The organism is Paenibacillus agilis (assembly GCF_007786455.1).
Lineage (GTDB): Bacteria > Bacillota > Bacilli > Paenibacillales > Paenibacillaceae > Paenibacillus_B > Paenibacillus_B agilis.
On record NZ_VNJK01000002.1, the window covers coordinates 131,618 to 155,138 of the forward strand.

Annotated in this window: 21 protein-coding genes; 2 read left to right on the forward strand and 19 right to left on the reverse strand. The window is 45.3% G+C overall.

The features are described from left to right. Positions 1 to 14: 14 nt before the first annotated feature. The 19 genes from FPZ44_RS16995 to FPZ44_RS17085 all read right to left on the reverse strand — a co-directional run bounded on the left by FPZ44_RS16995 (position 15) and on the right by FPZ44_RS17085 (position 20,316). Positions 15 to 866 (reverse strand): flagellar hook-basal body protein, encoded by an 852-nt coding sequence (locus FPZ44_RS16995; RefSeq protein WP_144992011.1) that lies wholly within the window; start codon positions 864 to 866, stop codon positions 15 to 17. A 78-nt stretch (positions 867 to 944) separates the two neighbouring features. Continuing rightward, positions 945 to 1,946, reverse strand: coding sequence for a rod shape-determining protein (mreB, locus tag FPZ44_RS17000; protein ID WP_144992013.1), 1,002 nt, complete (start codon positions 1,944 to 1,946; stop codon positions 945 to 947). A 183-nt stretch (positions 1,947 to 2,129) separates the two neighbouring features. Next, the gene (gene spoIIID / locus FPZ44_RS17005) at positions 2,130 to 2,417 is read right to left on the reverse strand and encodes a sporulation transcriptional regulator SpoIIID (RefSeq protein ID WP_028593821.1); all 288 of its coding nucleotides are present in this window, start codon (positions 2,415 to 2,417) and stop codon (positions 2,130 to 2,132) included. Between the two features lie 176 nt (positions 2,418 to 2,593). Further along, on the reverse strand, positions 2,594 to 3,295 hold the full coding sequence (locus tag FPZ44_RS17010) for a peptidoglycan DD-metalloendopeptidase family protein (protein WP_418789187.1): 702 nt from the start codon (positions 3,293 to 3,295) through the stop codon (positions 2,594 to 2,596). A 204-nt stretch (positions 3,296 to 3,499) separates the two neighbouring features. Continuing rightward, complete coding sequence (spoIID, locus tag FPZ44_RS17015) at positions 3,500 to 4,759, reverse strand: stage II sporulation protein D (RefSeq protein ID WP_144992017.1); 1,260 nt, start codon at positions 4,757 to 4,759, stop codon at positions 3,500 to 3,502. Positions 4,760 to 5,077: 318 nt separating this feature from the next. Then, a complete protein-coding gene (gene murA / locus FPZ44_RS17020) occupies positions 5,078 to 6,415 on the reverse strand; it encodes a UDP-N-acetylglucosamine 1-carboxyvinyltransferase (RefSeq protein WP_144992019.1) in 1,338 nt (445 codons plus the stop codon). 210 nt (positions 6,416 to 6,625) lie between these two features. Then, complete coding sequence (locus FPZ44_RS17025) at positions 6,626 to 6,880, reverse strand: DUF1146 family protein (RefSeq protein WP_144992021.1); 255 nt, start codon at positions 6,878 to 6,880, stop codon at positions 6,626 to 6,628. Positions 6,881 to 6,974: 94 nt separating this feature from the next. Further along, positions 6,975 to 9,512 (reverse strand): S8 family peptidase, encoded by a 2,538-nt coding sequence (locus tag FPZ44_RS17030; protein WP_144992023.1) that lies wholly within the window; start codon positions 9,510 to 9,512, stop codon positions 6,975 to 6,977. Between the two features lie 552 nt (positions 9,513 to 10,064). After that, the gene (locus FPZ44_RS17035) at positions 10,065 to 11,732 is read right to left on the reverse strand and encodes an NADH-quinone oxidoreductase subunit N (protein ID WP_144992025.1); all 1,668 of its coding nucleotides are present in this window, start codon (positions 11,730 to 11,732) and stop codon (positions 10,065 to 10,067) included. Positions 11,733 to 11,736: 4 nt separating this feature from the next. Beyond that, positions 11,737 to 13,350 carry a complex I subunit 4 family protein gene (locus FPZ44_RS17040; RefSeq protein ID WP_144992027.1) on the reverse strand — a complete coding sequence of 538 codons (1,614 nt, stop codon included), beginning with the start codon at positions 13,348 to 13,350 and terminating at the stop codon, positions 11,737 to 11,739. Continuing rightward, positions 13,351 to 15,327 carry an NADH-quinone oxidoreductase subunit L gene (gene nuoL / locus FPZ44_RS17045; protein WP_144992029.1) on the reverse strand — a complete coding sequence of 659 codons (1,977 nt, stop codon included), beginning with the start codon at positions 15,325 to 15,327 and terminating at the stop codon, positions 13,351 to 13,353. It lies immediately after the preceding gene. 20 nt (positions 15,328 to 15,347) lie between these two features. Further along, positions 15,348 to 15,659, reverse strand: a complete 312-nt coding sequence (nuoK, locus tag FPZ44_RS17050; RefSeq protein ID WP_144992031.1) for an NADH-quinone oxidoreductase subunit NuoK — start codon at positions 15,657 to 15,659, stop codon at positions 15,348 to 15,350. Beyond that, positions 15,660 to 16,226 carry an NADH-quinone oxidoreductase subunit J gene (locus tag FPZ44_RS17055; RefSeq protein WP_144992034.1) on the reverse strand — a complete coding sequence of 189 codons (567 nt, stop codon included), beginning with the start codon at positions 16,224 to 16,226 and terminating at the stop codon, positions 15,660 to 15,662. Further along, positions 16,219 to 16,671 carry an NADH-quinone oxidoreductase subunit NuoI gene (gene nuoI / locus FPZ44_RS17060; protein ID WP_144992036.1) on the reverse strand — a complete coding sequence of 151 codons (453 nt, stop codon included), beginning with the start codon at positions 16,669 to 16,671 and terminating at the stop codon, positions 16,219 to 16,221. The genes FPZ44_RS17055 and nuoI overlap by 8 nt, the downstream gene beginning before the upstream one ends. A 67-nt stretch (positions 16,672 to 16,738) precedes the next feature. Further along, positions 16,739 to 17,749 (reverse strand): NADH-quinone oxidoreductase subunit NuoH, encoded by a 1,011-nt coding sequence (gene nuoH / locus FPZ44_RS17065; RefSeq protein WP_144992038.1) that lies wholly within the window; start codon positions 17,747 to 17,749, stop codon positions 16,739 to 16,741. Then, positions 17,749 to 18,849, reverse strand: a complete 1,101-nt coding sequence (locus tag FPZ44_RS17070; RefSeq protein WP_144992040.1) for an NADH-quinone oxidoreductase subunit D — start codon at positions 18,847 to 18,849, stop codon at positions 17,749 to 17,751. The genes nuoH and FPZ44_RS17070 overlap by 1 nt, the downstream gene beginning before the upstream one ends. A 5-nt stretch (positions 18,850 to 18,854) precedes the next feature. After that, on the reverse strand, positions 18,855 to 19,448 hold the full coding sequence (locus tag FPZ44_RS17075; RefSeq protein ID WP_144992042.1) for an NADH-quinone oxidoreductase subunit C: 594 nt from the start codon (positions 19,446 to 19,448) through the stop codon (positions 18,855 to 18,857). Beyond that, positions 19,445 to 19,963, reverse strand: coding sequence for a NuoB/complex I 20 kDa subunit family protein (locus FPZ44_RS17080; RefSeq protein ID WP_144992044.1), 519 nt, complete (start codon positions 19,961 to 19,963; stop codon positions 19,445 to 19,447). Before FPZ44_RS17080 ends, FPZ44_RS17075 begins: the two co-directional genes overlap by 4 nt. Further along, a complete protein-coding gene (locus tag FPZ44_RS17085; RefSeq protein ID WP_272482994.1) occupies positions 19,948 to 20,316 on the reverse strand; it encodes an NADH-quinone oxidoreductase subunit A in 369 nt (122 codons plus the stop codon). The genes FPZ44_RS17080 and FPZ44_RS17085 overlap by 16 nt, the downstream gene beginning before the upstream one ends. Positions 20,317 to 20,941: 625 nt before the next feature. On the opposite strand from FPZ44_RS17085, the gene FPZ44_RS17090 reads away from it, so the two are divergent. Both FPZ44_RS17090 and FPZ44_RS17095 read left to right on the forward strand, forming a co-directional pair. Then, a complete protein-coding gene (locus FPZ44_RS17090; protein WP_144992046.1) occupies positions 20,942 to 21,727 on the forward strand; it encodes an alpha/beta fold hydrolase in 786 nt (261 codons plus the stop codon). A 360-nt stretch (positions 21,728 to 22,087) separates the two neighbouring features. Further along, positions 22,088 to 23,428 carry an FAD-dependent oxidoreductase gene (locus FPZ44_RS17095; protein ID WP_144992048.1) on the forward strand — a complete coding sequence of 447 codons (1,341 nt, stop codon included), beginning with the start codon at positions 22,088 to 22,090 and terminating at the stop codon, positions 23,426 to 23,428. The last annotated feature ends 93 nt before the right edge of the window (positions 23,429 to 23,521 follow it).

Consider the following 23,521-nt stretch of genomic DNA (forward strand, 5'->3'; position numbering starts at 1 on the left):
GCTTATTTTCGTGACTATACACGGCCAATCTCGTTTACGGTCTTCTCCAACGTCTTATCATAGAATTGAATCATCTTATGATTCGCTTCATAGGCACGAAAAGCAGACATCATGTCTACCATCGACTGTGACGTATCCACATTTGAACGCTCGAGATAGCCCTGTTCTACACGAACAAGTGCCGGATCCACTACAGCTGCTTGATTATTTTCAAGACGGAAACTTCCATGTCCAGCTCGAATCAAATCATTCGGGTTCTCAACGCGAGACAACAATAATCGTTCTCCCAAATCTGCACCAGTACGCGCATTAAACATACGTCCTTGCGGATCTACTCGCAAATCCTGTATAGGCGTATCCACCAAGATGATTGGTGCATTATTAGCACCCAGAACAAGCGCCCCGTCTGCAGTTACCAATTCTTGATCTTCATTTATTGTGAAGTGGCCATCTCTGGTATAAAGAACTTCCTCACCTTGTTGAACGGTAAAAAATACTTCCGGCTTGTACGTTACATTCCCTTGCTCATCGATGGACTTACCAGAAGCATCGAAGTTCATCCCAGGCACTTCGATATCAGATACGAGCGCAAAGTCCCCCATCTGTTTCGTCTGCATCAGATCGCCCTGTACGAACAACATTTGGCTTTCTTCCCCAAACACACCCGTACCTAGCTGGCCAAGCTGAGCACCTGCTGCTTTGTCACTGCCCATAAGACGAATCATCATCTCAGGAAATGAGCGTACAGATGTATGTACCGCTTTGAAACCAGGGGTCTGCGCATTTGCAATATTATTCGTAATCGTATCATGTCGACGCTGCTGTGTAATCATGCCAGAAGCTGCCGTATATAATCCACGTATCATGCTACATCTTCCTCCCGTAACACCTTACCTTATGAGGGTACAAGGCATCGCATATAGATATATAATCTATATATCGGATTAGAAACGTCTTTTCTTAACGACACGATCAAGATTGTCCAACATGATTCCTGTCCCTTTTACAACACAGTGCATCGGATCCTCAGCAATAAGTACAGGTACTTTCAATTCATCCGCCATCAGCTCGTCCAAACCATCCAGCATCGCCCCGCCACCAGTCAAGATAACACCACGATCAATAATATCTGCAGATAGCTCAGGTGGTGTCCGTTCTAATACCGACTTGGATGCCGCAACAATAGCCGAAATCGAATCCCACAGCGCTTCACGCACTTCAGCAGATGTAATCGTCACCGTATACGGAAGACCGGACACCATATCACGACCACGAATGTCCATTTCCTGCTTAGTACCTCCGGGACGAACAGAGCCGATTGTAATTTTGATATCTTCTGATGTGCGCTCACCAATGAGCAGCTTATATTTATGTTTGATATAACGCATAATAGCAGAATCGAACTTATCTCCAGCTATTTTAATGGACGAAGCCGTTACAATGTCGCCCATAGATAATACCGCTACGTCTGTCGTACCGCCACCGATGTCAACAACCATGTTTCCGCTAGGTTCAAAGATGTCCATACCCGCACCAATAGCGGCTGCCTTTGGCTCTTCCTCTAGGAAGACTTCCTTGGCGCCGCTACGCTCAGCTGCTTCTCGAATTGCCTTCTGTTCTACCGATGTGATGTTCGTCGGCGCGCAAATTAATATACGCGGATAGGAATACCATTTGCGACCGCCGACACGTTGAATGAAATGCTTGAGCATTGCTTCTGTAACTTCGAAATCTGCAATTACTCCATCCTTAAGTGGACGGATAGGTATAATATTTCCAGGTGTACGCCCCACCATTTTACGTGCTTCTTCGCCGACAGCTAATACGCGTTTGCTATCGCTTTCAATCGCGACTACTGACGGCTCATCCAAGACGACTCCTTTCCCTTTCACATGAATGAGAACATTCGCCGTTCCTAAGTCTATTCCGATATCCTTGCTCAACATAGCATCGAGAGCCTCCACATTCCATATTTCTTCTAAATTACGATCATTTCCGACCATTTCCAGCAAGTTATTTACTCGATAAAGATATCATATATTAAGCTCTCGGTTCAATGACTAATGAGAACGTGTAGTATATTTACGGAACGGACAAAGGCGTACTGCTGTTCACATGTAGCGAGTGAGTCAAGACTTACCGGCTGCAAGCACCTCACGCTTTTTGCCAGTTGTCTTTTTGTATTTTATCTTAGTTGCTTCTCCTCCTCGCAGGTGGCGTACAGACTTATGGTATTCGAGAATGTGCTTGACTTGGTCCGCCAAATCCGGATTTATTTCCGGCAGCCGCTCGGTCAGGTCTTTATGCACCGTACTCTTGGATACACCGAACTCCTTGGCAATGGTGCGTACCGTATGTTTCGTCTCCACGATACAGCGGCCGATTTTAATAGTCCGTTCCTTGATGTAATCGTGCACGTTCCCGCCTCCCCTACTTGACTTAGTTTGGTACATTATATGAGGGGTCTTCCCACTTATGCTTTATAACCAAGCCTGACAAGCTTAGGGATATTGTAATTTTTTTTGAAAACAACAAAAGAGCCGCCCCATTGAGGCAGACGCTTATGCGCTACACTCGGGACAGCTCTGATTATTTATTGATTTTTAGTCAGCAAAGTCGTTGGGTTAACAGGCTTATCATTTTCATACACGCTAAAGTGTACATGTACGCCTAAGCCTTTCTCTTGCTCACTCGTTCCAGCGATCGCAATGGCGTCACCCTTTTTAACAGCGTCGCCTTTTTTCACTTTAATGTCTGTTACACTTTGATACAATGTCTTAAGTCCATTTCCATGGTCTATCTCCACCACATTGCCCATAGTTGGATGCGCTTCAGCTCGAACCACCGTACCACTCAATGCTGCCACAACATCAAAAGGTTTCTGATCTTTTCTAGCCAAATCGATGCCTACATTAGGAGTAAATGTTTGGTTATGCTGTACAACTGCCTTTTCTTGCTCTTCTTTAGTTGCATTTGCATCATAGAAGCCCATTACAACATCAACTGCTTGTGCATCTAATACAGGCCAGCCAAGCACTTCATTGCCTGCCATTACTTCTACAGCTTCACCCGCCGCTTGCTCTGTGGTGCTCTCAGTTACTGACTTACCCTCAGTTTGGACCGCCGCTGGGTTCTGTTTCAGCTGCTGATTGGACCCTTGGTAGATCCATACTAACGTTAAGATAAGGGCTGCTGCGGTGACATACAAGGCTGGAAATACCCACTTCTTAGACAACAGCTTTCTCCATCCAGTTGTTGGAACCGCTGGAGTTCCTGAAAGCTTCGAAGCTTCCATAGAAGACGGTTGCGTGCTAGACGAATTCATTTTCGAACCTTTACTATTTTGGTTCTGTTCACTCATTGGTATCACCTCAGTAACCATTGTTACCGTGGCTTTTCCTTTTATACGTATTCATTTGATATTTTCTAAGTTTTCTAAGTTTCTTGCTATCAAGATACGAAACTAGTGAGATATAAAACTTATCCTTTGCCTGCACGTTCAAGACTTCTTCGACCAAACATCCTCTAGCTTCTTTATCTTGGTTCCAACATAATAGTAGGTCACAATCTGCTCCGCCTTGCTGCCTTTCAGCGCCATTCCCTGCGCCCCATACTGGCTCATACCTACCCCATGCCCATAGCCATATGAGGTTAACACCACTTTGCCGTTCTCCCACTTCCACTCTACCGAACTAGACGTTAAGCCGAGGCGCTCGCGCAGCTGCCGGCCGGTCAGCTTGGCATCGCCGATGCTTAGCTCGGCGATGCGCTGGCCCTTCGTGCGGGAGAGGACCTTGATACTCTCCCGCACGGTGCGGCTTCCCTGTTCCGAAGCCGCTTCCTCGTCCGCCGAGAGCGCTTCGAAGGCGGGAACGGCTGACGTATCTACGCCTAGTTTGCGCAGCATTTCGGCGGCGTCGAGCTTGACCGTGTTCGTGAAGCGCGGAGATATCACGCGATCCCACGGGCTTGGCACACTTCGCAAATATGGTATTGGCGGAGTGGCCCAGTAGTCTTCGGCATTCTCAGTATGACCATTGCTCGTAGAGAAATATGCCGCTTGGATAGGTTCATCCTTATAAGTGAGGATGAGGCCTGCCGTTTCATTAACCGCGCGATTCAATTTTTGTAGCATCGATTTCTCACGATCCACCATTTTAGCCAGCGGCTTATAAGCTTGATGAGCGACTGAACCAAGCACATCGGCGCCTTGCGGTACATCGTCACTCTTGCCTTGCATAAGCCGACGGACAATAAAGGTTCGCGCAGCAATCGCCTGCGCCTTGAGCGCTTCCAGCTCGAAGCGCTCTGGCATCTCCGCTGCTACAACGCCGCGCACGTAGATTTCCAAAGGAACCCTCTCCACTGTCTGCTTGTCCGCCAAGTATACACGCACATAAGGCGCTTGATTACGCGGCTCTTCGATCATTGCGGCACTACTCGTACTCTCTTTGGATGAAACAGTCGGCGTCCCTGCTGATTTCTGCTGATCTAGGCTTTCTATTTCCTTGCGCTGTACATTCACGTGTGGTTGTTCTACTTGCTTATTTGCAGGCATAATCGCTCCCGCTTTATTGCCAGCTCCATACCTACTAGGCTCGACAATACTTAATGGCAGCAGCATAAGGAGAAGAACGAGCAGACAGGCGCCTGCCGTTATAGCGAGAAACTTGCGTCTCTCCTTATTCCAGTGCCACGAATAGAAACGAAAAGCACCTTTCGACTTAAGAGACTTTCCAAGCTTCCACCGTCTCGACATCTACCGCTCTCCTTTTCTACTTCCTCTTCACTCTCGTATAACCAATTCTATTTTCAACGATATGCAAGATTAAGAGGAGATAGAACCATTTAGAGCTTACCCTATAAACCTTACGTTCTATTTTTTCGTAAAAATATGGAACTAAATAGATGCCTTGCACGTCTATATAAATAGAGAGTTGCCGACATTATTTACAACTCCCCATATGCAAGTCTAACCATACAAAAAAAGCCGTCCCCCTAAGGAAACGGCTTCTCCATTCAAATCACATTCAATCATGAACATACATCATTCACGCAAACACTGTCATAACGAAACTTACGCCATTGTTGACTTAACACGCGATGCATCGCTGCGTTTGATACTTCCGTCTTCATCAGCAGTAGTTGACGTTGGCTCTGCATGTACGCGCCAAATATCTGCACCTAAAGCGGACAACTTCTCAGCCAAATGAACATAACCACGGTCGATATGATGCGTCCCGCCGACTTCTGTCGTACCTTCCGCTACCAAACCTACACAGATTAACGCCGCGCCTGCACGAAGATCCGTTGCAGTAACCTTAGCTCCTGTCAACTTCAATCCACCAGTAACAACAGCTGCACGCCCATCGACTTTGATATTTGCGCTCATAAGGTTGAATTCATCAACGTGCATAAAGCGGTTCTCAAATACCGTTTCCGTAACAACCGAAGTACCTTCAGCTGCCAAGAGAAGTGCCATCATTTGAGATTGCATATCAGTTGGGAATCCTGGATACGGCAATGTTTTCACATCTACAGCTTTAAGTGGTTTATCCGCGATAACACGAATACCATTCTCGTCTGGCTGAACCGTAACACCCATCTCTTCCATTTTAGAAATAACAGGACCTAGATGATCCGCGATCGCACCTTCCACATAAACGTCTCCGCCTGTCATCGCTGCAGCAACCATGTACGTACCAGCTTCAACACGGTCTGGAATAACAGTATGCTCTGCTCCACGCAGACGCTCAACGCCCTCGATACGGATAACTCCTGTACCAGCACCACGAACTTTAGCACCCATCTTATTCAGATAGTTCGCTAGATCAACGATCTCAGGTTCACGTGCTGCATTTTCCAGTACAGTAGTACCTTCAGCAAGTGTGGCTGCCATCATGATATTCTCAGTTGCGCCAACACTAGCTACATCTAGATAAATTTTTGTGCCTTTTAAACGGCCGTTAATTTTTGCTTCAATATAACCTTGTCCAAGTCCAATTTCGGCTCCCATTGCTTCGAAGCCTTTCAAATGCTGATCAATCGGTCTTGATCCGATTGCACAGCCGCCTGGCAGTGATATACGTGCTTTACCAGTACGAGCTAGAAGCGGTCCCATTACTAAGAAAGAGGCGCGCATCTTGCGCATCAATTCATAAGGAGCTTCATGAGAAACTAATGTTTCTGCATTGATCTCAACGGTTTCGCCTTCATAACTTAGGCTCGCACCCAACTTTTCAAGTACTTGATGTATCGTCTTTACATCCTCAAGTGGAGGAGCATCGTGAATAACACTGACGCCTTCTTCTCCGAGTAACGAAGCCGCAAGAATGGGAAGAACTGCATTTTTCGCGCCACTAACACGCACAGTTCCTTTCAGTCGCTTGCCTCCGCGGACGATAAATTTACTCATCCTATTTCCCTCCGCGCTATTTTTCCGCCCCATCTAATCTATATATCTGTAAATAATGGTACGTGTTCTAAATGTCCACCTAACATAATAACATTCCCGTTGAAAGATGGACAAGCGTAAATTTCGACAACATCATTCCACAAGTTTCTAGCAGTTATCACCATTGTTGACAACTACACCTTATGTTATTCGACATTTTTCCATTTTTGGCTAGATTAAAAAGCGAAGTGCATTCGTCCATGTCAAATAATCAATGAAAAAGCTTGCTACAGCACGCCCCATAATAATCGCCAATAGAAGGCGAATAACTCTGCCCTGCGGGCCTTGAGGGTACTTAATAAACAAGTCCAGCTTCACATGCTGCAGCGCCCACCATGAAATGGCAATACACAGCAGAGCAACAACCATGTTCACAATACCACTCATCCCGGCGGTCATAGATACATCTCGCAGCGTATCCTCCATTGCCTTTCCCCCTCATGCAACCTGCCATTGCTGTTTCATCCGTAAGGAGAACTACACACTCGCATTAGCTCCGTGCACTTCCTATTCTACATAATTACCAGAGCCAGTTCAAAAACACGAACCATAATCGCAATCGATCCGCTCTGGTCATGATGGAGCTAGGAGCTTCTACTTGGCTCGATTGCAGCGTCATTTCTTCATCAGCATCAAGATTGGGTAGCTTGGCATTCAAAAAATTTGACTCACTCGACATCCCATTACCAGCTGATGCTGTTGAGGTTGCTGTCCGTTTATCCAGTTCTAAACGCAGCTTGTAAGGCTGATGAGAGAAAGCAGCATCCGATTTAACTTGAATGTAATACGTGCCCGGCTCTAATTTCGTCCCTGTAACCAGTTTCGTTTGTCCCCGTTCATTCCGAGCACCTACCAATTTCTCTTGTCTTTTCGTCTGCAGGCTCACATCCATTTTCCGCTCTTGTGGAATTTGGCTTATGCTTAAGGAAGCATATACAGGCTGAGTAACGTTGAATTGGAACCAGTCCGCATCCTCAGATGCATGGATAACCGCTGAATAGTCATACTCTGGCACAATCGATACGGCCTCGTACATTTTGTTGTTAGGCTCATTGGGATCCGAATACTGAGGAAGTATTTCTACTTCCATTTTATAAAGTCCGCTTGCAGGCTCAGAACGAGATGTAACTGCATTTTGAACTTTAATATCGTATCTTCCTGGATTTAGCCCTTCCAAGATAACCGTTTCAGTCTCACCTTCACGAGTCTCATCAAAAAATTGGGATTCCTTCCACTCCGTACTCTTCATTGTAATCAGTGGATCGATTCGTGCTGTTGTTGTCGTCACTTTCAGTTTTAATGTTGACTTCGTATCAAGCTGAATACGATACCAATCGGCATCCCGTGTATGACTGAACGTGCCGACAATTTGCTGATTACGTGCTGGCAGCATATGTGCTTTGTACTGTTCATCGTTTGGCTCGAACGGATCTTCATAGATAACAAAGCGAGACGATATCTTGTACGCAAATGGCTGTCCAACAGTTGCTTGTTCTTGACGAATTCGAATAAATTGTTTGCCTTTTTTCACAGGGAGATTTACAGAACGGCTTACTCCGCTATAATGCCTCACCCTCTGTGTCTGCTCATGTTCATGGCGTATTTCTACCGTTCCATTCCCCACGATCCGCTCCAACTTCAGCTGCAGCGTGCCATCATAAGGAACATCCACTCGATACCAATCGGAACGGCCATTATCATCTATATACCCACTTCGACTCGTATCAATCGGGAAAATAACGGCTTTATTTTTAGTCGTATTATCTGCTCCAGCTTCACGCTTGATTGGCTCTTGTACTGCACGTTCTGCACGCAGCAAACCATATCCGCTAGCCGAATCCCATCCCGCATCTTCCACATCCTCAGCCGTCATCCGAAGATGATCTCTGATCTGATAAGGCTTCAACTCAGGATGCTTATTCCATAATAAAGCTGCCACCCCAGCAACTTGCGGAGCAGCCATTGAGGTCCCCTCCTGCTCACGGGTACCTCCACCAAGCGCCGTCGTGTACACATGCCACGGTGCTACGATATCTACTTCAGCTCCGCGATTGGATCGTGCCTCTACACGGTTAAGCGGCGTCACCCCACCTACCGCTAGCACAGTCGGATAAGCAGCTGGATACTTAACAGCAGCACGATCTTCAAGCTTCATCGCATCGTTTCCTGTCGCGGCAATTAGCAATACGCCTTTTTGCTCCGCATAATCAACGATATCCTGCATGTACTTTGAATATCGGTAAAGACCAACCGACATGACAACGATTTTTGCACCGTTATCTACCGCGTACAAAATTCCTGCACCAAGCTTGTCTTCATCTCCATATCCACGTGAATCCAAAGCTTTGATAGGCATTACTTTCGTGTTCCAGCTTACTCCGGCAATTCCTTTAAAGTTATTCCCAACCGCAGCAATAACTCCCGCTACGCTCGTACCATGCCCATTGTCATCCTTCGGCAATCCATCATGAAGCAAATTAATGCCTTTTGTCAGATTCGGCTTCAGATCAGGATGCTCCAAGTCCACACCCGTATCGATTAAAGCAACGGTAAGATTAGAGCTGTTCATCGCTTTATTTTCACTATGCAGATAATTCCATGCCTGATCGACACCCGTCTGTTTCAAATAATACTGACGGTTATAATATTGATCGTTTGGCTCCACATGCGCCGCCAACGTCTGCACTTGTTGATTCGGTTCTACATATTGCACAGCAGGTGAGGCATGCAGCAATTTCATCCACTGCTTCAGTTCCATACCTTCTGCAGGCTTCATAACCGAAATATTCATCGTTTCCTGTACACTCAACACACTACTATTGCTCACAATCGCAGGGTCAGGACTGCTTCCAGCCTTCCACTTCACAATCCAACCCGCTTCCTCGTTCGCATGGTTGCTGTACGAAGTCGCTAATCCCACATTTGAGGAGCTCGATAGATGTGCATCACTGCCCCATCCTAGCTTCGAGTTGGTTGGACCCACACTACTTAAAATTGTCGTTAACAGCAGTACAACAACCCATACCAGGAGCATACTTCTACTAGATCGTTCCCACATTCATTTCACTTCCCATGATGTTCTACCCGATATTCCATATTCCAATGATACCCACCTAATCTCATAGGTTCGGATTATAAAAATGAAAATTCACTTATCCTTAACGTTTAACCTTCTACTTGCTATCTAGCAAGCTGCCACATGGACAACCCTATTAGGTAACCATTCTTCATAACATTGCCCAATCCTGTCTGCCACTACGATTTTAGTACGATAGTCCTGTTATGTAGCTTTCATCTGGCATGAATCGTTAAGAATAGGCATCATTATATCATATTGCCAAGCACTATATCTCTTCTTTCAAAATGTGGTAGTAATTTATTTTTTCTTCCAAATCATCAATTCGCAGAAAAAAGCCTGAAACACATCGTAGTACGAGTTACATAAGTTGAACGAACCCATTCATGTGCCCTGCCTAAGGCTAGCAGATCATTCAACTAATCTAGAAAAGGGTAATCAAACACCCTTTCTGTAGACGTACTATCCGTGTATTCAGGCTGCTGCTCCAGCTACTTATCAATAACACCACATAGAGCAAAGTCAAACCTTAATTTATGAGGCTGCATAAATATCGTTCGCAAGAGATAGAAGTGTATTCACCCACGTCATTAGCTCATTCGGGAAAATAGCCAGTAATAGGACCGCAGCAGCACTAAGCGCAACCACTGCTCCCGAAGCGACAGATACGCGAATACGATTAAAGCCAGAAGATTCAATTTGCCCTTTCGATGCTTGTTCTTGTTCGGTCCTATGAATTTGATCAGCTTGTGAGTATAGAGCATTTCCAGAGTCACGCATAAACATTTGGCGAATGAATCCAAAATACACATAAAACGAAATAACACTCGTTACTATCATGACAATGGCAAGCCACAGTGCATGTGTCGCCACTGCCCCGAGCAAAATGTAGAGCTTGCCAAAAAATCCAGCTGTAATCGGAATGCCTGCCAGTGAGAGCACGAATATCGTCATCGCTGCAGCCAGCCACGGAGATTTATAATACAAACCAGCAAAACATTTCAGCTCCTCGTGTCCAGCCCCTTTACTTACAATCGCTAGAATCGCAAAAGCACCGACAGTCGTGAACGCATAAGCGATCAAGTAATACCAGAAGGCAGAGAAACTCGAGCTGTACCATGCAGTAGGTTGAAATATATTCAAACCTAACGGGACAAGCAAATATCCAGCATTAGCTACACCTGATAGGGCGAGAAGTCGCTTCACCTTTACCTGTCGAAGTGCCATCGTTGTCCCTACAATCATAGACAATGCAGCAATGGATAATAGAATGAGTGACAAATCCTCGTTAATGACAGCACCCGCAGTCGAACGGTCTCCAAAACCAATGATGTAGTTAAAGCCAAATAAAATGTGGAATACAAGTCGAAATAATAACGCAAGAACAGCTCCCTTAGATACAACAGATAAAAACGCTGCAATTGGAGTTGGGGCTCCTTCATATACATCTGGCGACCAAGCATGGAAAGGAGCGGCAGCTATTTTGAATCCGAAACCGACAAAGAGAAGCAGCAGGCTGAGATATAGAAGGGGAAGAAATTGGCCCGCATTTTGGGCAAGCGTCTCCGCTATTTGACCCAGATGGGTCGTTCCTGTCATTCCATACAAAAAGGACATTCCGTACAAAATAAATGCTGATGCCGTACTGCCTAACACGATATACTTAAAAGCTCCTTCAGTTGATCGTCGATCCCGCTTGCGTATCGCCACTAATAAGTAAGAGCTGATACTTAACAATTCTAAACCGACAAACAGCGTAATCAGATCAGAGGAAGAAGCCAGTATGAGCCCACCAAGCACCGCTGGCAGCAGTAAATAGTAGTATTCGCCGCGATGCTGAATTTCAGATTCACGGACATGGTCAATGCTCATCCCGATAACAAGTGCAGTTCCAATTAACAGAACAACTTTTATCAGCAGCCCAAAATTATCGATCCGATAACTGCCTCCTAATAGCTCGATCACACCAACTTTATGGCCAGCACTCGCGTCTTGATAGCGATCTACTAGTGTCCAAATAACAGAGCCTAACGATAGCAGCACCGCAGTAAGAGACATTCCACCTATCCAGCTGCGATTGACGCGGCGAGGAAGTAGCAAGTCCACGATAGACATGACGATAACGGCAATCACAAGCGTCAACTCTGGCGTCATTAACAGCAGTTCGCTCCCCTGTAGCGGTTGAAACAGTTGTGAATCCATACTCTTACCTCCCCGCCTGGATACTGTGAATAATATGCTCGATTCCTTGCTCAACTGGCATAGTAACAAAGGTTGGCATTACACCTATTAAAATAATGGCGAGCGTCAGCACAATAGCTGGCACTGCTTCAACAGCTTGTGTCCCTTTAAGCTGAGCAAATCGCTTATCCATTGGTCCATACGTTATTTCCAACACTCCGCGCAAGACATATACAGCACTTAAAATGATGCCGATTCCTCCTGCAATAGCCGCCCACGGCAGTTGGCCATACAAGCCTAGCAGAGACAACAGTTCCGCCATAAAGCCAGACAAGCCTGGTAGCCCAAGCGAAGCTAAGCCTGCCAGCAGCAGTACTGCACTTAAAAATGGTAGTCGCTTCGCTAATCCACCCAGCTCATCAATACGACTCGTTCCGGTTCGTTCCAACAAACAGCCTACTACTAAGAAGAACAAAGCTGATATAAAGCCATGCGAGACCATTTGCAAGACAGCTCCTTGCAGGCCAATATCATTCATCGCAGCGATGCCTAGCAAGACAAATCCCATATGACTAATGCTTGAGTAAGCCAGCAAGAGACGCAGTTCTTTTTGCACAAAAGCAAGAAGAGCTCCATAAACGATGTTAACAAGACCGATGATAGCGAGTACCGTCGACCAAGAGGCGAATGATTGTGGCAGCAAAGCAACGCCGAATTGAATAAGTCCATACGCTCCCATCTTCAGCAGTACTCCTGAGTGAAGCATGACCACTGGTGTTGGTGCTTCCATATGGACACGCAGCATCCATGTGTGGAAAGGGAAGATCGGAAGCTTAATACCAAAGGCTACGAGGAGTAAAATAAAAGCTATCGTTCTCCAAGCTTCGGACAAATAAAAAGGATTGAAGCTGCTAGCTGGCCCAGGCAGCGTATTAACAAACGATTGTGCATCACCTAGCTGACGAATTATTTGCTCAAGATCACCGCTGTAAACAAGGTACGGCGACGCACCTGCTTCTCCATGAACAGCGAGACCTGCCGTTACAGTTAGTATAAGAAAGGCTATCAGCAGCAAAGCAGAGCCTAGACCGTTGTAGACAAGGAAGCGATTGGCAGCCTTCTCTCGTTTAGCAAAACCCCATATTCCAATCAAGAAAAACATCGGCACTAGTGTCCATTCAAAAAATAGAAAAAACAAGAACAAGTCTCTTGCCATAAACACACCCAACATGCCTACCTCAAGCAGCAAAAACCAGATGTAATAGCTCTTCACACGCTGCCTGATCGTTAAGGAGGCCCATGCTGCCATAGCTGTCACAATGGCTGTCATTACCACCAGCGGAAGTGACAAACCACCGATACTCAAATGGTAATCAATCTGGAATGACCAAGACTGTAAAAGAGGCTGCATTGCCTCGATATTTAATGGTATCGAGATCCAGTTGTATCGTTCAGTTAAGTTGTTTTCCTGTCCTCCAACATTCGCATTTGCATATACGAAGAGAGCAAGCAGTAAAGGTAGCAGAGCAGTCGCAATACCGATACAGCGCAGCAGCTTCACACGATTATGAGGCACAAAGCTAAGTAGTAAAACGCCAACTAGCGGTGAGAACATAAGCAAAGTTAACCACGGCACCATCTACCACAACCCCTTTCCGAGCAGCAGCAGCAAAAGCAATAATGCGGAGAAGCCGTACAACGACAGCAAGCCATAGGACTGCAATTGACCATTTTGTACTCGTGTAAACAGTTTGCCGAATTGGACCGTGCAGCTAGCTGTGCACCGAACAACCCCATCGATAATATAACGATCAAAAACGTACAGTACTTTTCCCAACACTTTGAGAGGATAGACAAAAAACAGTGTATACAGCTCATCGACATAATACTTGCGCTCAATGAGATGGTATAGCGGCTTCAGCACACTGCTCCACCGATCTTCTCGCACGCCGTTCGGTCCGTAGACGACATACCCGAGCCCAATCCCGCTCAATGCAACAATCGTAGAAAGGATGATCACGATCCAGTTCGTATGGTCACCAGCCGCCTCACCAGTAAGCCATGTCTCAAAACCGCTATTGATCGGCGTATAAACGAAGCCTGCCACCACTGCCAGTATCGCCAGCACGATCAAGGGAATCGTCATCACAGCTGGAGACTCGTGAATAGTAGACTCTGTTTCTTTATGTACAATACTTGATGCGTCCGGCTTCCTTCGAGCTCCATCCGCTGCCCCACTTGCTTCAACTGCCGTCTCCGATGTTGATAATGCACTTGCTCCTGTGAATGCCATAAAAAACAATCGAGACATATAAAATGCCGTCAAAAATGCGGTTATTATACCAACCACAAATAGCAGCTTGTTGCTTTCCCAAGCGACGCTCAAAATCGCATCCTTTGACCAAAAGCCAGACAATGGCGGAACTCCAGATAAGGCCAAGGCGCCGATGGCGAAGGTCCATGCCGTAATTTTCATATTGTGGCCACGCCCGTCGATTTGAAAAATATTTTGGGTATGTACCGCATGAATGACACTACCTGCTCCTAGAAATAACAACGCCTTGAAAAATGCATGTGTAAACAAATGAAATATACCTGCTGTAACAGCGCCTAATCCTAGCGCAAGCATCATATAGCCTAATTGACTTACCGTGGAGTAAGCTAGTATTCGCTTCATATCCCGTTGAGCAATAGCGATTGTTGCGGCAAATATCGCTGTAAATCCCCCAACAGAAGCTACGATTAGCAGCGCTGTCTGAGACACCTGAAAAATATCAAATGCCCGAGCCACCAAATAGACACCCGCGGCCACCATCGTTGCCGCATGGATTAACGCCGAAATCGGTGTCGGTCCTTCCATTGCATCAGGCAGCCACGTATGAAGCGGGAACTGGCCTGATTTGCCTATTGCCCCTAAAAAAATAAGCGAAGCGATCCAAGTCGCTAAACCTGCTGATATCCCGTATTGGGACATCGTGTCCGCGCTAGCAAACACTTGAGCGATGGTCTGAAAATCCAGCGCATGGTTCGGCATATGCCAGAACAAGATTAGAATAGCGATAAGCAGGCCGACATCCCCGATTCTCGTCATAATAAAAGCTTTTTTTGCCGCTGCACGTGCGGATGAACGTTCGTACCAGAAGCCAATTAAGAGAAATGAGCATACTCCCACTAGCTCCCAAAATATATACAGCTGCAGCAAGTTAGGCGATAAGACTAACCCGAGCATTGAGAACGTAAACAAGCCTATATATGCGAAAAATACAGATTGTCGCTCATCATCTGCCATATATCCCTTGGCATAAAGATTGACGAGTGTGCTAACTACCGTAACAATGACAAGCATAAGCGCATTTAAGTTGGTCAGTTCATAACCGAGCTCAAATTGGACAGCACCAAAGCTCAGCCAATCAAAATTCACAGTGTACACATCTGTATTTGCCGTCAGTCTTTCCAGCAGTATAAGAATGGACAGGACACAAGCAATTAATGAGCTGCCAACACCAACGAATGCCGCTGCCCCTTTAGCCGCGCTCCTTGCCAACGTCAGCAAGAGGAACGTAAGTAATGGAAAAATAGGTACCGCCCACACATACTGCGCATAGACGCTCTCCATATCCCCGCCCTCCTTTCCGATTAGTTTCGCAGTTCATTAAACTCATCCACATTCGTCGTACCCCGATTGCGGTATAACGCAATTAGAATCGCAATGCCGACCGCTACCTCAGCTGCAGCAATTGCGATGCTAAATAAGGAAAACACTTGTCCTTTCAAGCTCGGCACAACCCCGTACTTCGAGAACGCAATCAAATTCAAATTAACGGCATTCAGCATCAACTCTATCGACAGCAGTACAATGACAGCACTGCGCTTCGTTAACACCCCGTATAGTCCAATGCAAAATAAAATAGCAGCCAAAGTTAAATAGGAAGCCAGCATCGAACTCATTTACTCCGCCTCCTCTCTAGTGGCAGAGCCGGCTACTTCTTTTTCCTCCGCATCATGCTTAGCCACAACAATTGCTCCGATAAAGGCAACCGTTAGCAGCACAGACAGCAGTTCAAACGGAATGACATGCGCAGTGAAGATCTGTTTTCCTAATTCCAACGTATTGTCCTCGGCAAGCGGACCTACTGCGGGAATCGATGGAAATGAAGTGCTGCGAATGGCGAAAAATATAGCGCCAAAAAGAGCTAAACAGCCAACCCCAGCTAATATACCTTTCCATTGAATGCGAGGTGACTCTTCTAACTGGTCATGCTTGGTCATCATAATGCCGAATATCATCAGAATGGAGATGGCCCCCGCATAAACAAGAATTTGGACGGTCGCTACAAATTCCGCCTCAAGCAGTACATACACGCCTGCTAAACCAATAAACGTGAAAGCCAACGATACGACCATGTGTATAATTTTGCTGAAGTGCAACATGAATACAGCACCTGAAATAATGCATACGGCCAATATAAGAAACAATATCGAATGACCGTTCCAAACAAAGTTGAGCTCAAACATCTTTTTTCCCGCCTCCCTTCGGAAGCATTGAAATGTTGTCATAGCGAATTTGCTGATTGTTTCCATTCAGCCACTCTCTATCTTTGAACAACGTATCGCGGCTATAGGTAGCCAACTCAAAGTTATTCGTCATCATAATCGCCTCTGTCGGACATACTTCCGTACACAAATCACATAAGATGCATATTTCAAAATTAATATCGTACGTATCGATAACCTTTCCCTTCTTAGTAGGGTCTGGATGCGGCTTGCCAGTTAGCGTTATGCAATCCGTAGGACAAATGCGCGCACAGGCGTTGCAAACGATACACTTATCAGGGTCAAAATGCTGAACTCCTCGGAATCGCTCTGGCATCTGCATTGGTACATCAGGATAGGCATACGTAACTTTTTTGGATGTCATAGCTTTCAGGGTGACCGCCAATCCTTTAAACAACCCTTTCACAGACTTCCCTCCATTCACCTGCTTCTTCCTTAAGCATTCACTGAGTGTTGAGACTTTCATGCCGAATCTATTTCACGACCAGTTCGATGTACGCTGCTGTAACAAAAATATTGATTAACGCAAGCGGCAGCAGTACCTTCCAACCGAAACTCATCAATTGATCAACACGGATACGCGGCATCGTTGCACGCAGCCAAAATAAGAAAAATACAACGCACACAAACTTCAACATGAACCACAGCAAGCCAGGGATGAAATCCAGTATGGCAAGCGGCGGATGCCAGCCGCCAAGGAACAACACGGTTGTTAAACTAGCAATCGCGAACACGTACACATACTCCGCCAGCATGAAGAAAGCAAAGCGGAATCCGCTGTACTCCACATGATAGCCCGCCACCAACTCCGACTCTGCTTCAGGCAAGTCAAAAGGGGTTCGATTTAGTTCAGATACAGCCGCGATCATAAACACAACAAAGCCAATGATTTGCGGAAGCAGGTTCCATTCCCAAAAATTACTGCCCTGCCCCTCCACAATTCTGCGCAGGCTTAAGCCTCCACTTAGCATGACAACGCCGACTACTGATATGACGAGTGGAATTTCATAACTTATCATTTGTGCCGCTGAGCGCATGCCCCCGATTAAGGAATATTTATTGTTGGAGGCCCATCCGCCCAAAATAATGCCAATCGTGGACAAACTAGAAAGAGCTGCATAATAGAGCAGCCCTACATTTAGGTCTGCAAAATACAAGGAAGGTGTGTAAGGGATAACCGCCAAGACTGCAAAGGCAGGGACGAATGTAATAATAGGAGCTAGTATGAATAAGGTGCGGTCCGCTTTTTGCGGAATGGTATCTTCTTTGATGAGGAGCTTTAATACGTCTGCGACAGACTGGAGCAACCCTAATGGGCCGACACGAGTTGGACCATGCCTGAACTGCATCCAGCCGATTACTTTGCGTTCGAAATATATCGCATAGGTAACGAATCCTAATACGATAAATAGAAACACGATTGCCCAGCCAAGGAAAATGAGACCGTTCTGCCAAGTTAGTGTCTGTTGAATCAGTTCATTCATTAGCAATCCACCTCCCCAACTACGATGTCGACTCCGCCAAGAATCGTAATTAGATTGGTCATCGACTGACCAACGAGCAGTTCCGGCAAGATTTGCAGATTCACAAAAGAAGGTCTTCGGAATTTCAATCGGTACGGTTCTGCTTTGCCTTTCGAAACGATGTAGCAGCCGATTTCGCCGCGAGGCGATTCAATTCGGGCATATACTTCACCAGCAGGTGGACGAATGACACGCGGTACTTTGCCCATGGTCTCGCCTCCGGATGGAAACTGCTCTACCGCCTGCTCCAAAATACGCAAACTCTGTACGATTTCCTCAATTCGAAGCAAATAGCGGTCATAGCAGTCTCCGTTGAAAGAAAGCGGCACATCAAAGTCAAAGCGCTCATAGAGGCTGTATGGCTCCTGCTTGCGCAAATCCCAGTTCACGCCTGTACAACGCAAATTAGCACCGCTCAACCCGTATGCAATCGCCGTCTGTGCATCATATTTACCTACGCCTTTAATCCGCGCTAGGAAAATCTCATTTCCACTGACTAACTTGTCGTATTCTTTCAACCGCTTGCGCATATAGGGGACAAAATCGCGCACCTTATCGATCCAACCACTAGGGGCATCCCATTTGACTCCTCCTACACGCATATAATTGTAGGTAAGTCGCGCTCCGCACAGCTCATTGAATAGATCTATAATGACTTCACGATCACGGAACGCATACAGAAATGGACTCATTGCCCCGATATCCAGCAAATACGTTCCCCACCAAACCAGATGACTAGCCACTCGCTGCAGCTCCATGACGATTAGGCGCATAAACTCAGCCCGTTCTGGGACTTCAATGCTCATCATCTTCTCCACAGCGTGCACGAGCACATAATTGTTCGTCATTGCAGAGACATAATCCATCCGGTCAGTGTAAGGAATAATTTGCGTATAGTTCAATTGCTCCGCCAGCTTCTCTGTGCCACGGTGTAAGTATCCCATAACAGGCGTTGCTTCTTTTATGACTTCACCATCCAGCTTCAGTACAATGCGAAACACGCCATGTGTACTTGGATGCTGAGGTCCAACATTCAATAGCAATTCCTCCGTGCGAATCAACGCGATTACACCTCCGAATCTGACGGATCATAATCTTTACGCAGTGGATGACCCACCCAATCATCTGGCATCATGATGCGCCTTAAGTCTGGATGTCCGGGGAAATCAATTCCGAGCAAGTCATACACTTCACGCTCATTCCAATTGGCCGTTGGCCACAGTGGAGTTACAGAAGGTATCGACGGTTGCTCCCTCTCCGTCTTCACATGAACCGCAATCTCCCGCCTAGTTTGCAGGCTGATTAGATGGTAAACAACCTCAAGCTCATCTCCCAAATCAACGCCAGCCAGGTTTCTTAAATAGTCGCATGACCAATCTTTATTTACCTGGAGCCAATGAGCAGCAGCAAGCCAATGACCCTTTTTTACTGTTATCGTGGGCAGATGTCCGTTCACTTCGTTAATAACAGCTTCCTCTACAGCACCTTCTGCTATGTCGTGCTTCAATTGCTCGACTAGACGGTCAAGTCTAGCTTGAGGAGTATCTTCTACCTGTTCCGTTCGTTCGGTTACATAATCGTTGTCTTGCTCCACTTGCTCTGCGTGTTCAGATGATTCTGTTGCATGAGTGATTGGGGTTTCCTCTGGCTTGTCACTCATCGGATTGTCACCCGTCTTCCTGTCTTCGCTTCGTAACGTATTTTTTCTTGCAGCTTATTGATTCCATAAATTAAAGCAGCAGGGTTCGGGGGACAACCTGGAATATACACATCTACAGGAACAACCAGATCGACACCATTTACAACCGCATAAGACTTCACATAGGGGCCACCAGCTGTTGCACATGAGCCCATCGCAATAACCCACTTTGGTTCAGGCATCTGATCATATAAACGACGCAGCAGTGGTGCCATCTTTTTCGTTACTGTACCAGCTACAATCATGACGTCCGATTGACGAGGCGATGTGCGAAACATAACCCCAAAACGGTCCAAATCATAATGGGAAGCACCTGTCCCCATCATCTCAATCGCGCAGCAAGCGAGTCCGAATGTCAATGGCCACAGTGAATTGCTGCGAGCCCACGCCTTTAACTGCTCCAGCGTTCCCATAAACACGTTTCGTTCAAGCTCACGACGCTCATCAGGTGATATCGAATCTAACGCGAATTCCATTTCAACACCTTCTTTTTCCAGGCATACATCAACCCTACAAGCAGCATGGCTACGAATATTAACATTTCAATCAGCGCAAATAAGCCCAAGTGATTGTAAGCGACAGCCCAAGGATATAAGAAAACGGTTTCCACATCGAAAATAACGAACATCAACGCAAACAAATAATAACGAATGTTGAATCGGACTTGTCCTGCCCCCACAGGCTCATTCCCACTCTCATAAGTCGTCATCTTCATTGCAGTCGGCTTATTCGGCCGTAAATATCGTCCAAGCGTAAGTGCAGCAATAGGCAGCATAATGCCTAGAGCTATAAAAATAACTACAATGACGTAATTGTTAATATAGGCCATAATCATCTCCTCCGTCTGGCAAATAAGAGCATTCATTACTTGCCCGTTGTTCACCCCACATAGAGATAGCCAAACAAGCCACCTATTAAGATGTATATGAAGTTCGCTCAAAATGAGAATACAATCTTCGCTTGAAAACGATGTTTGAAGGGAACGGAGATACTTGAATAGTTATAACGAAGTTATAGTGATAATGCTGCGGTGAAGTACGGATAATGATTGATAAACAACTCGTGCTTGTATGATAAGGAAGAGTTAATAAGAAGGAGAAGAGGTCATTTTAACTTTCGGAGACAAAAAAAAGGACCGCGGCTACCACCCGCGGTCAATGGAGGATGAGGAAACTACCTTACAACCAACCTACTGCAACGTCTGACCAAGAAGTAAGTCTTAACTGATAAGGGGGGGATAATCCGTTCTCAATTTTGTCCTTGAGAATGATTATCAATCTTAACTGAATTCAGTATATGATAATCTTTCTCAATTGTCAACACATCGGATTGATCATTTTTTAAATGAATATTTTTGGAGCAACCTGTGCCTCTTATTGTTGTTTCAGCTACTCTATTTCGTCTTTGTTTTTTTATGGTATAATTATGTAAATACTTACATTGAGGTGAGTGGTTTGACTCTACACTATAAAGAATATGGACATAAGCATGCTCCCCTGATGGTGTTTATTCATGGTGGCGGTGTAAGTGGATGGATGTGGAACAAGCAAATCGAGTATTTTAAACACTTTCACTGTATAGTTCCTGATATGCCAGAACAAGGGCAAAGCAGCGCAGACTACCCTTTCACAATCAATACCAGTGCAGAAAAAATGATTGCGTTAATCGAAGAAAAAGGGCAAGGAAAAGCAGTTATAGTTATCGGCTTCTCTTTAGGAGCTCAAGTATTAATAGCTATGCTTGGCATGCGGCCAGACTTAATCCAATACGCCATGATAAATAGCGCTTTAGTAAAACCTATCTCCTACGCAAAAATAATTACAAAATCTCTTGGGGTTATTCACCCTTTAACTAGAAACAAAACGTTTTCCAAGGTTCAGGCCAAGTCCATGTACATAGATGCAGCTCTTTATAAAACCTACTACTATGAGAATTCCCGTATGAGCAAGGATACTCTATCTAGAATCCTGAACGAAAACATGTCTTTTACTATCCCAAAAAGCTTTGAGCGGGCTAGCGGTAATATACTAGTAACGGTTGGCGAGAAAGAAAAGAAAGTGATGAGAGACTCTATGATTGAAATCATAAATAGTAACCATAAGTGTCGAGGCTTTGTATTTCCTAAAATGGGCCATGGTATTTCTTTAGCAAACCCTCAGTTTTTCAATCATGTAGTTGAAAAATGGATTCAACATGATACCTTACCCCTATCGTCGACCGAATTTATTCGAACGAGTTAAATTAGTTAAATCGTCGGTCTCTCACTTTTACATACAACTACGTGCTGATTTATAGCCATCCTATTCTCAGGATGGTTATTTTTATTCCTCCGTAGCAGCATTCCATGATTGCTTCACTTATTTTCCTTGTTCTTTTTTTCACATATTGTTCACAAGTGTTATCAAAAACCCTATTGAGAATCTTTTCACATGGTATATACTATGGATATGAAAGAGGTTGTGATTATTATCACATGATTCACCTAGCAAGTAAGTTTTCATTTTTTATTTAGCTTTTTTAGTGAATGTTTTCACTTTCGCTATATGACTCCATTTATTAAAAATTAAACTATCTTATTCCCTTTAAGGAGGAATTCACATATGAAAGTAGCCGTTATTGGTTGTACACACGCAGGAACAGCAGCAATTGTCGAGACAGCAAAGCGTTATCCAGAAGCTGAAATTACCGTTTATGAGCGTAATGATAATATTTCTTTCCTATCCTGCGGAATCGCACTATACGTCGGAGGAGTAGTGAAAGATGCACAAGGTCTCTTCTACTCTTCGCCAGAGAAGATGAAAGAGCTTGGTGTTAAGATGCATATGCTGCACGATGTAACAGACATCGATATTGAAAACCACACGTTACATGTTCGCGATTTACAGACAGATGAGCAAAGAGAAGATACTTTCGATAAGCTTATCATTACTACAGGATCGTGGCCAATTGTACCTAAGTTCGAAGGCGTTGATTTGAACAATATTTTGCTCTGCAAAAACTACAATCACTCGAATACGATTATCGAGAAAGCAAAAGATGCTACAAACATCGTCGTGATCGGCGCTGGCTACATTGGTATCGAATTGGTTGAGGCTTTCGAAGAATCCGGCAAGCACGTAACACTCGTAGATATGGAAGATCGTATTATGCCGAAATATCTTGATCCTGAATTTACAGCACCAGTAGAAGCATCATTCCAGGAACGCGGCGTGAAGCTTGCACTTGGTGAAAAAGTGGAACGCTTCGAAGGTACAGATGGCAACGTAAGTGCAGTTGTGACAAATAAAGGCCGTTATGATGCAGACCTCGTTATTTTGTGCATTGGCTTCAAACCTAATACAGAGTTGTTCCAAGGACAGTTGGAGATGCTTGATAACGGCGCAATCAAAGTCGATGCATACATGCGCGCAAGCCATCCTGACGTCATGGCTGCAGGGGACTGCTGTTCTGTCTTGTACAACCCTACAGGTGAACAAGTGTATATTCCACTTGCAACAAATGCAGTTCGCATGGGTACAATCGCAGCTTGTAACTTAACCGAAAATCGCATGCGCTCGCTTGGCACGCAAGGAACATCGGGTATCAAAATTTACGAGCATCATATTGCTTCGACTGGTCTAACAGAGGCTGCAGCTGAACAGCTTGGCATGAACGTAGCAACGAGCACATTAGTAGATACGTATCGTCCAACGTTCATGCCGACGGCTGAACCATTGACTTTGAAAGTCGTATACGAAGCTGATACACGTCGTATCTTAGGCGCTCAGCTCGCTTCGACCATTGATTTAACACCGGCGATTAATACGATGTCGGTATGTATTCAAAATAATATGACTATGGATGAGCTAGCTGTGGTCGACTTCTTCTTCCAACCGCACTTCAATAAACCATGGAACTACTTGAACGCTGTAGCTCTTCAAACTTGGAATGAAGCTCATTAATCGATTAGCTCTACTACATGCTATCTGTAAACACTCTAATGCTTCCCACCCCATTTATATATAACAAAAGAGGCTGCCTATCCTAATTGGATA

Excerpts from the sequence above, each read along its gene's own strand:
- FPZ44_RS16995 (WP_144992011.1), bottom strand. The coding sequence starts at position 866 with ATGATACGTGGATTATATACGGCAGCTTCTGGCATGATTACACAGCAG.
- mreB (WP_144992013.1), bottom strand. The coding sequence starts at position 1,946 with ATGTTGAGCAAGGATATCGGAATAGACTTAGGAACGGCGAATGTTCTC.
- FPZ44_RS17010 (WP_418789187.1), bottom strand. The coding sequence starts at position 3,295 with ATGGAAGCTTCGAAGCTTTCAGGAACTCCAGCGGTTCCAACAACTGGA.
- spoIID (WP_144992017.1), bottom strand. The coding sequence starts at position 4,759 with ATGTCGAGACGGTGGAAGCTTGGAAAGTCTCTTAAGTCGAAAGGTGCT.
- murA (WP_144992019.1), bottom strand. The coding sequence starts at position 6,415 with ATGAGTAAATTTATCGTCCGCGGAGGCAAGCGACTGAAAGGAACTGTG.
- FPZ44_RS17025 (WP_144992021.1), bottom strand. The coding sequence starts at position 6,880 with ATGGAGGATACGCTGCGAGATGTATCTATGACCGCCGGGATGAGTGGT.
- FPZ44_RS17030 (WP_144992023.1), bottom strand. The coding sequence starts at position 9,512 with ATGTGGGAACGATCTAGTAGAAGTATGCTCCTGGTATGGGTTGTTGTA.
- FPZ44_RS17035 (WP_144992025.1), bottom strand. The coding sequence starts at position 11,732 with ATGGATTCACAACTGTTTCAACCGCTACAGGGGAGCGAACTGCTGTTA.
- FPZ44_RS17040 (WP_144992027.1), bottom strand. The coding sequence starts at position 13,350 with ATGGTGCCGTGGTTAACTTTGCTTATGTTCTCACCGCTAGTTGGCGTT.
- nuoL (WP_144992029.1), bottom strand. The coding sequence starts at position 15,327 with ATGGAGAGCGTCTATGCGCAGTATGTGTGGGCGGTACCTATTTTTCCA.
- nuoK (WP_144992031.1), bottom strand. The coding sequence starts at position 15,659 with ATGAGTTCGATGCTGGCTTCCTATTTAACTTTGGCTGCTATTTTATTT.
- FPZ44_RS17055 (WP_144992034.1), bottom strand. The coding sequence starts at position 16,226 with ATGTTTGAGCTCAACTTTGTTTGGAACGGTCATTCGATATTGTTTCTT.
- nuoH (WP_144992038.1), bottom strand. The coding sequence starts at position 17,749 with ATGAATGAACTGATTCAACAGACACTAACTTGGCAGAACGGTCTCATT.
- FPZ44_RS17075 (WP_144992042.1), bottom strand. The coding sequence starts at position 19,448 with ATGAGTGACAAGCCAGAGGAAACCCCAATCACTCATGCAACAGAATCA.
- FPZ44_RS17080 (WP_144992044.1), bottom strand. The coding sequence starts at position 19,963 with ATGGAATTCGCGTTAGATTCGATATCACCTGATGAGCGTCGTGAGCTT.
- FPZ44_RS17085 (WP_272482994.1), bottom strand. The coding sequence starts at position 20,316 with ATGGCCTATATTAACAATTACGTCATTGTAGTTATTTTTATAGCTCTA.
- FPZ44_RS17095 (WP_144992048.1), top strand. The coding sequence starts at position 22,088 with ATGAAAGTAGCCGTTATTGGTTGTACACACGCAGGAACAGCAGCAATT.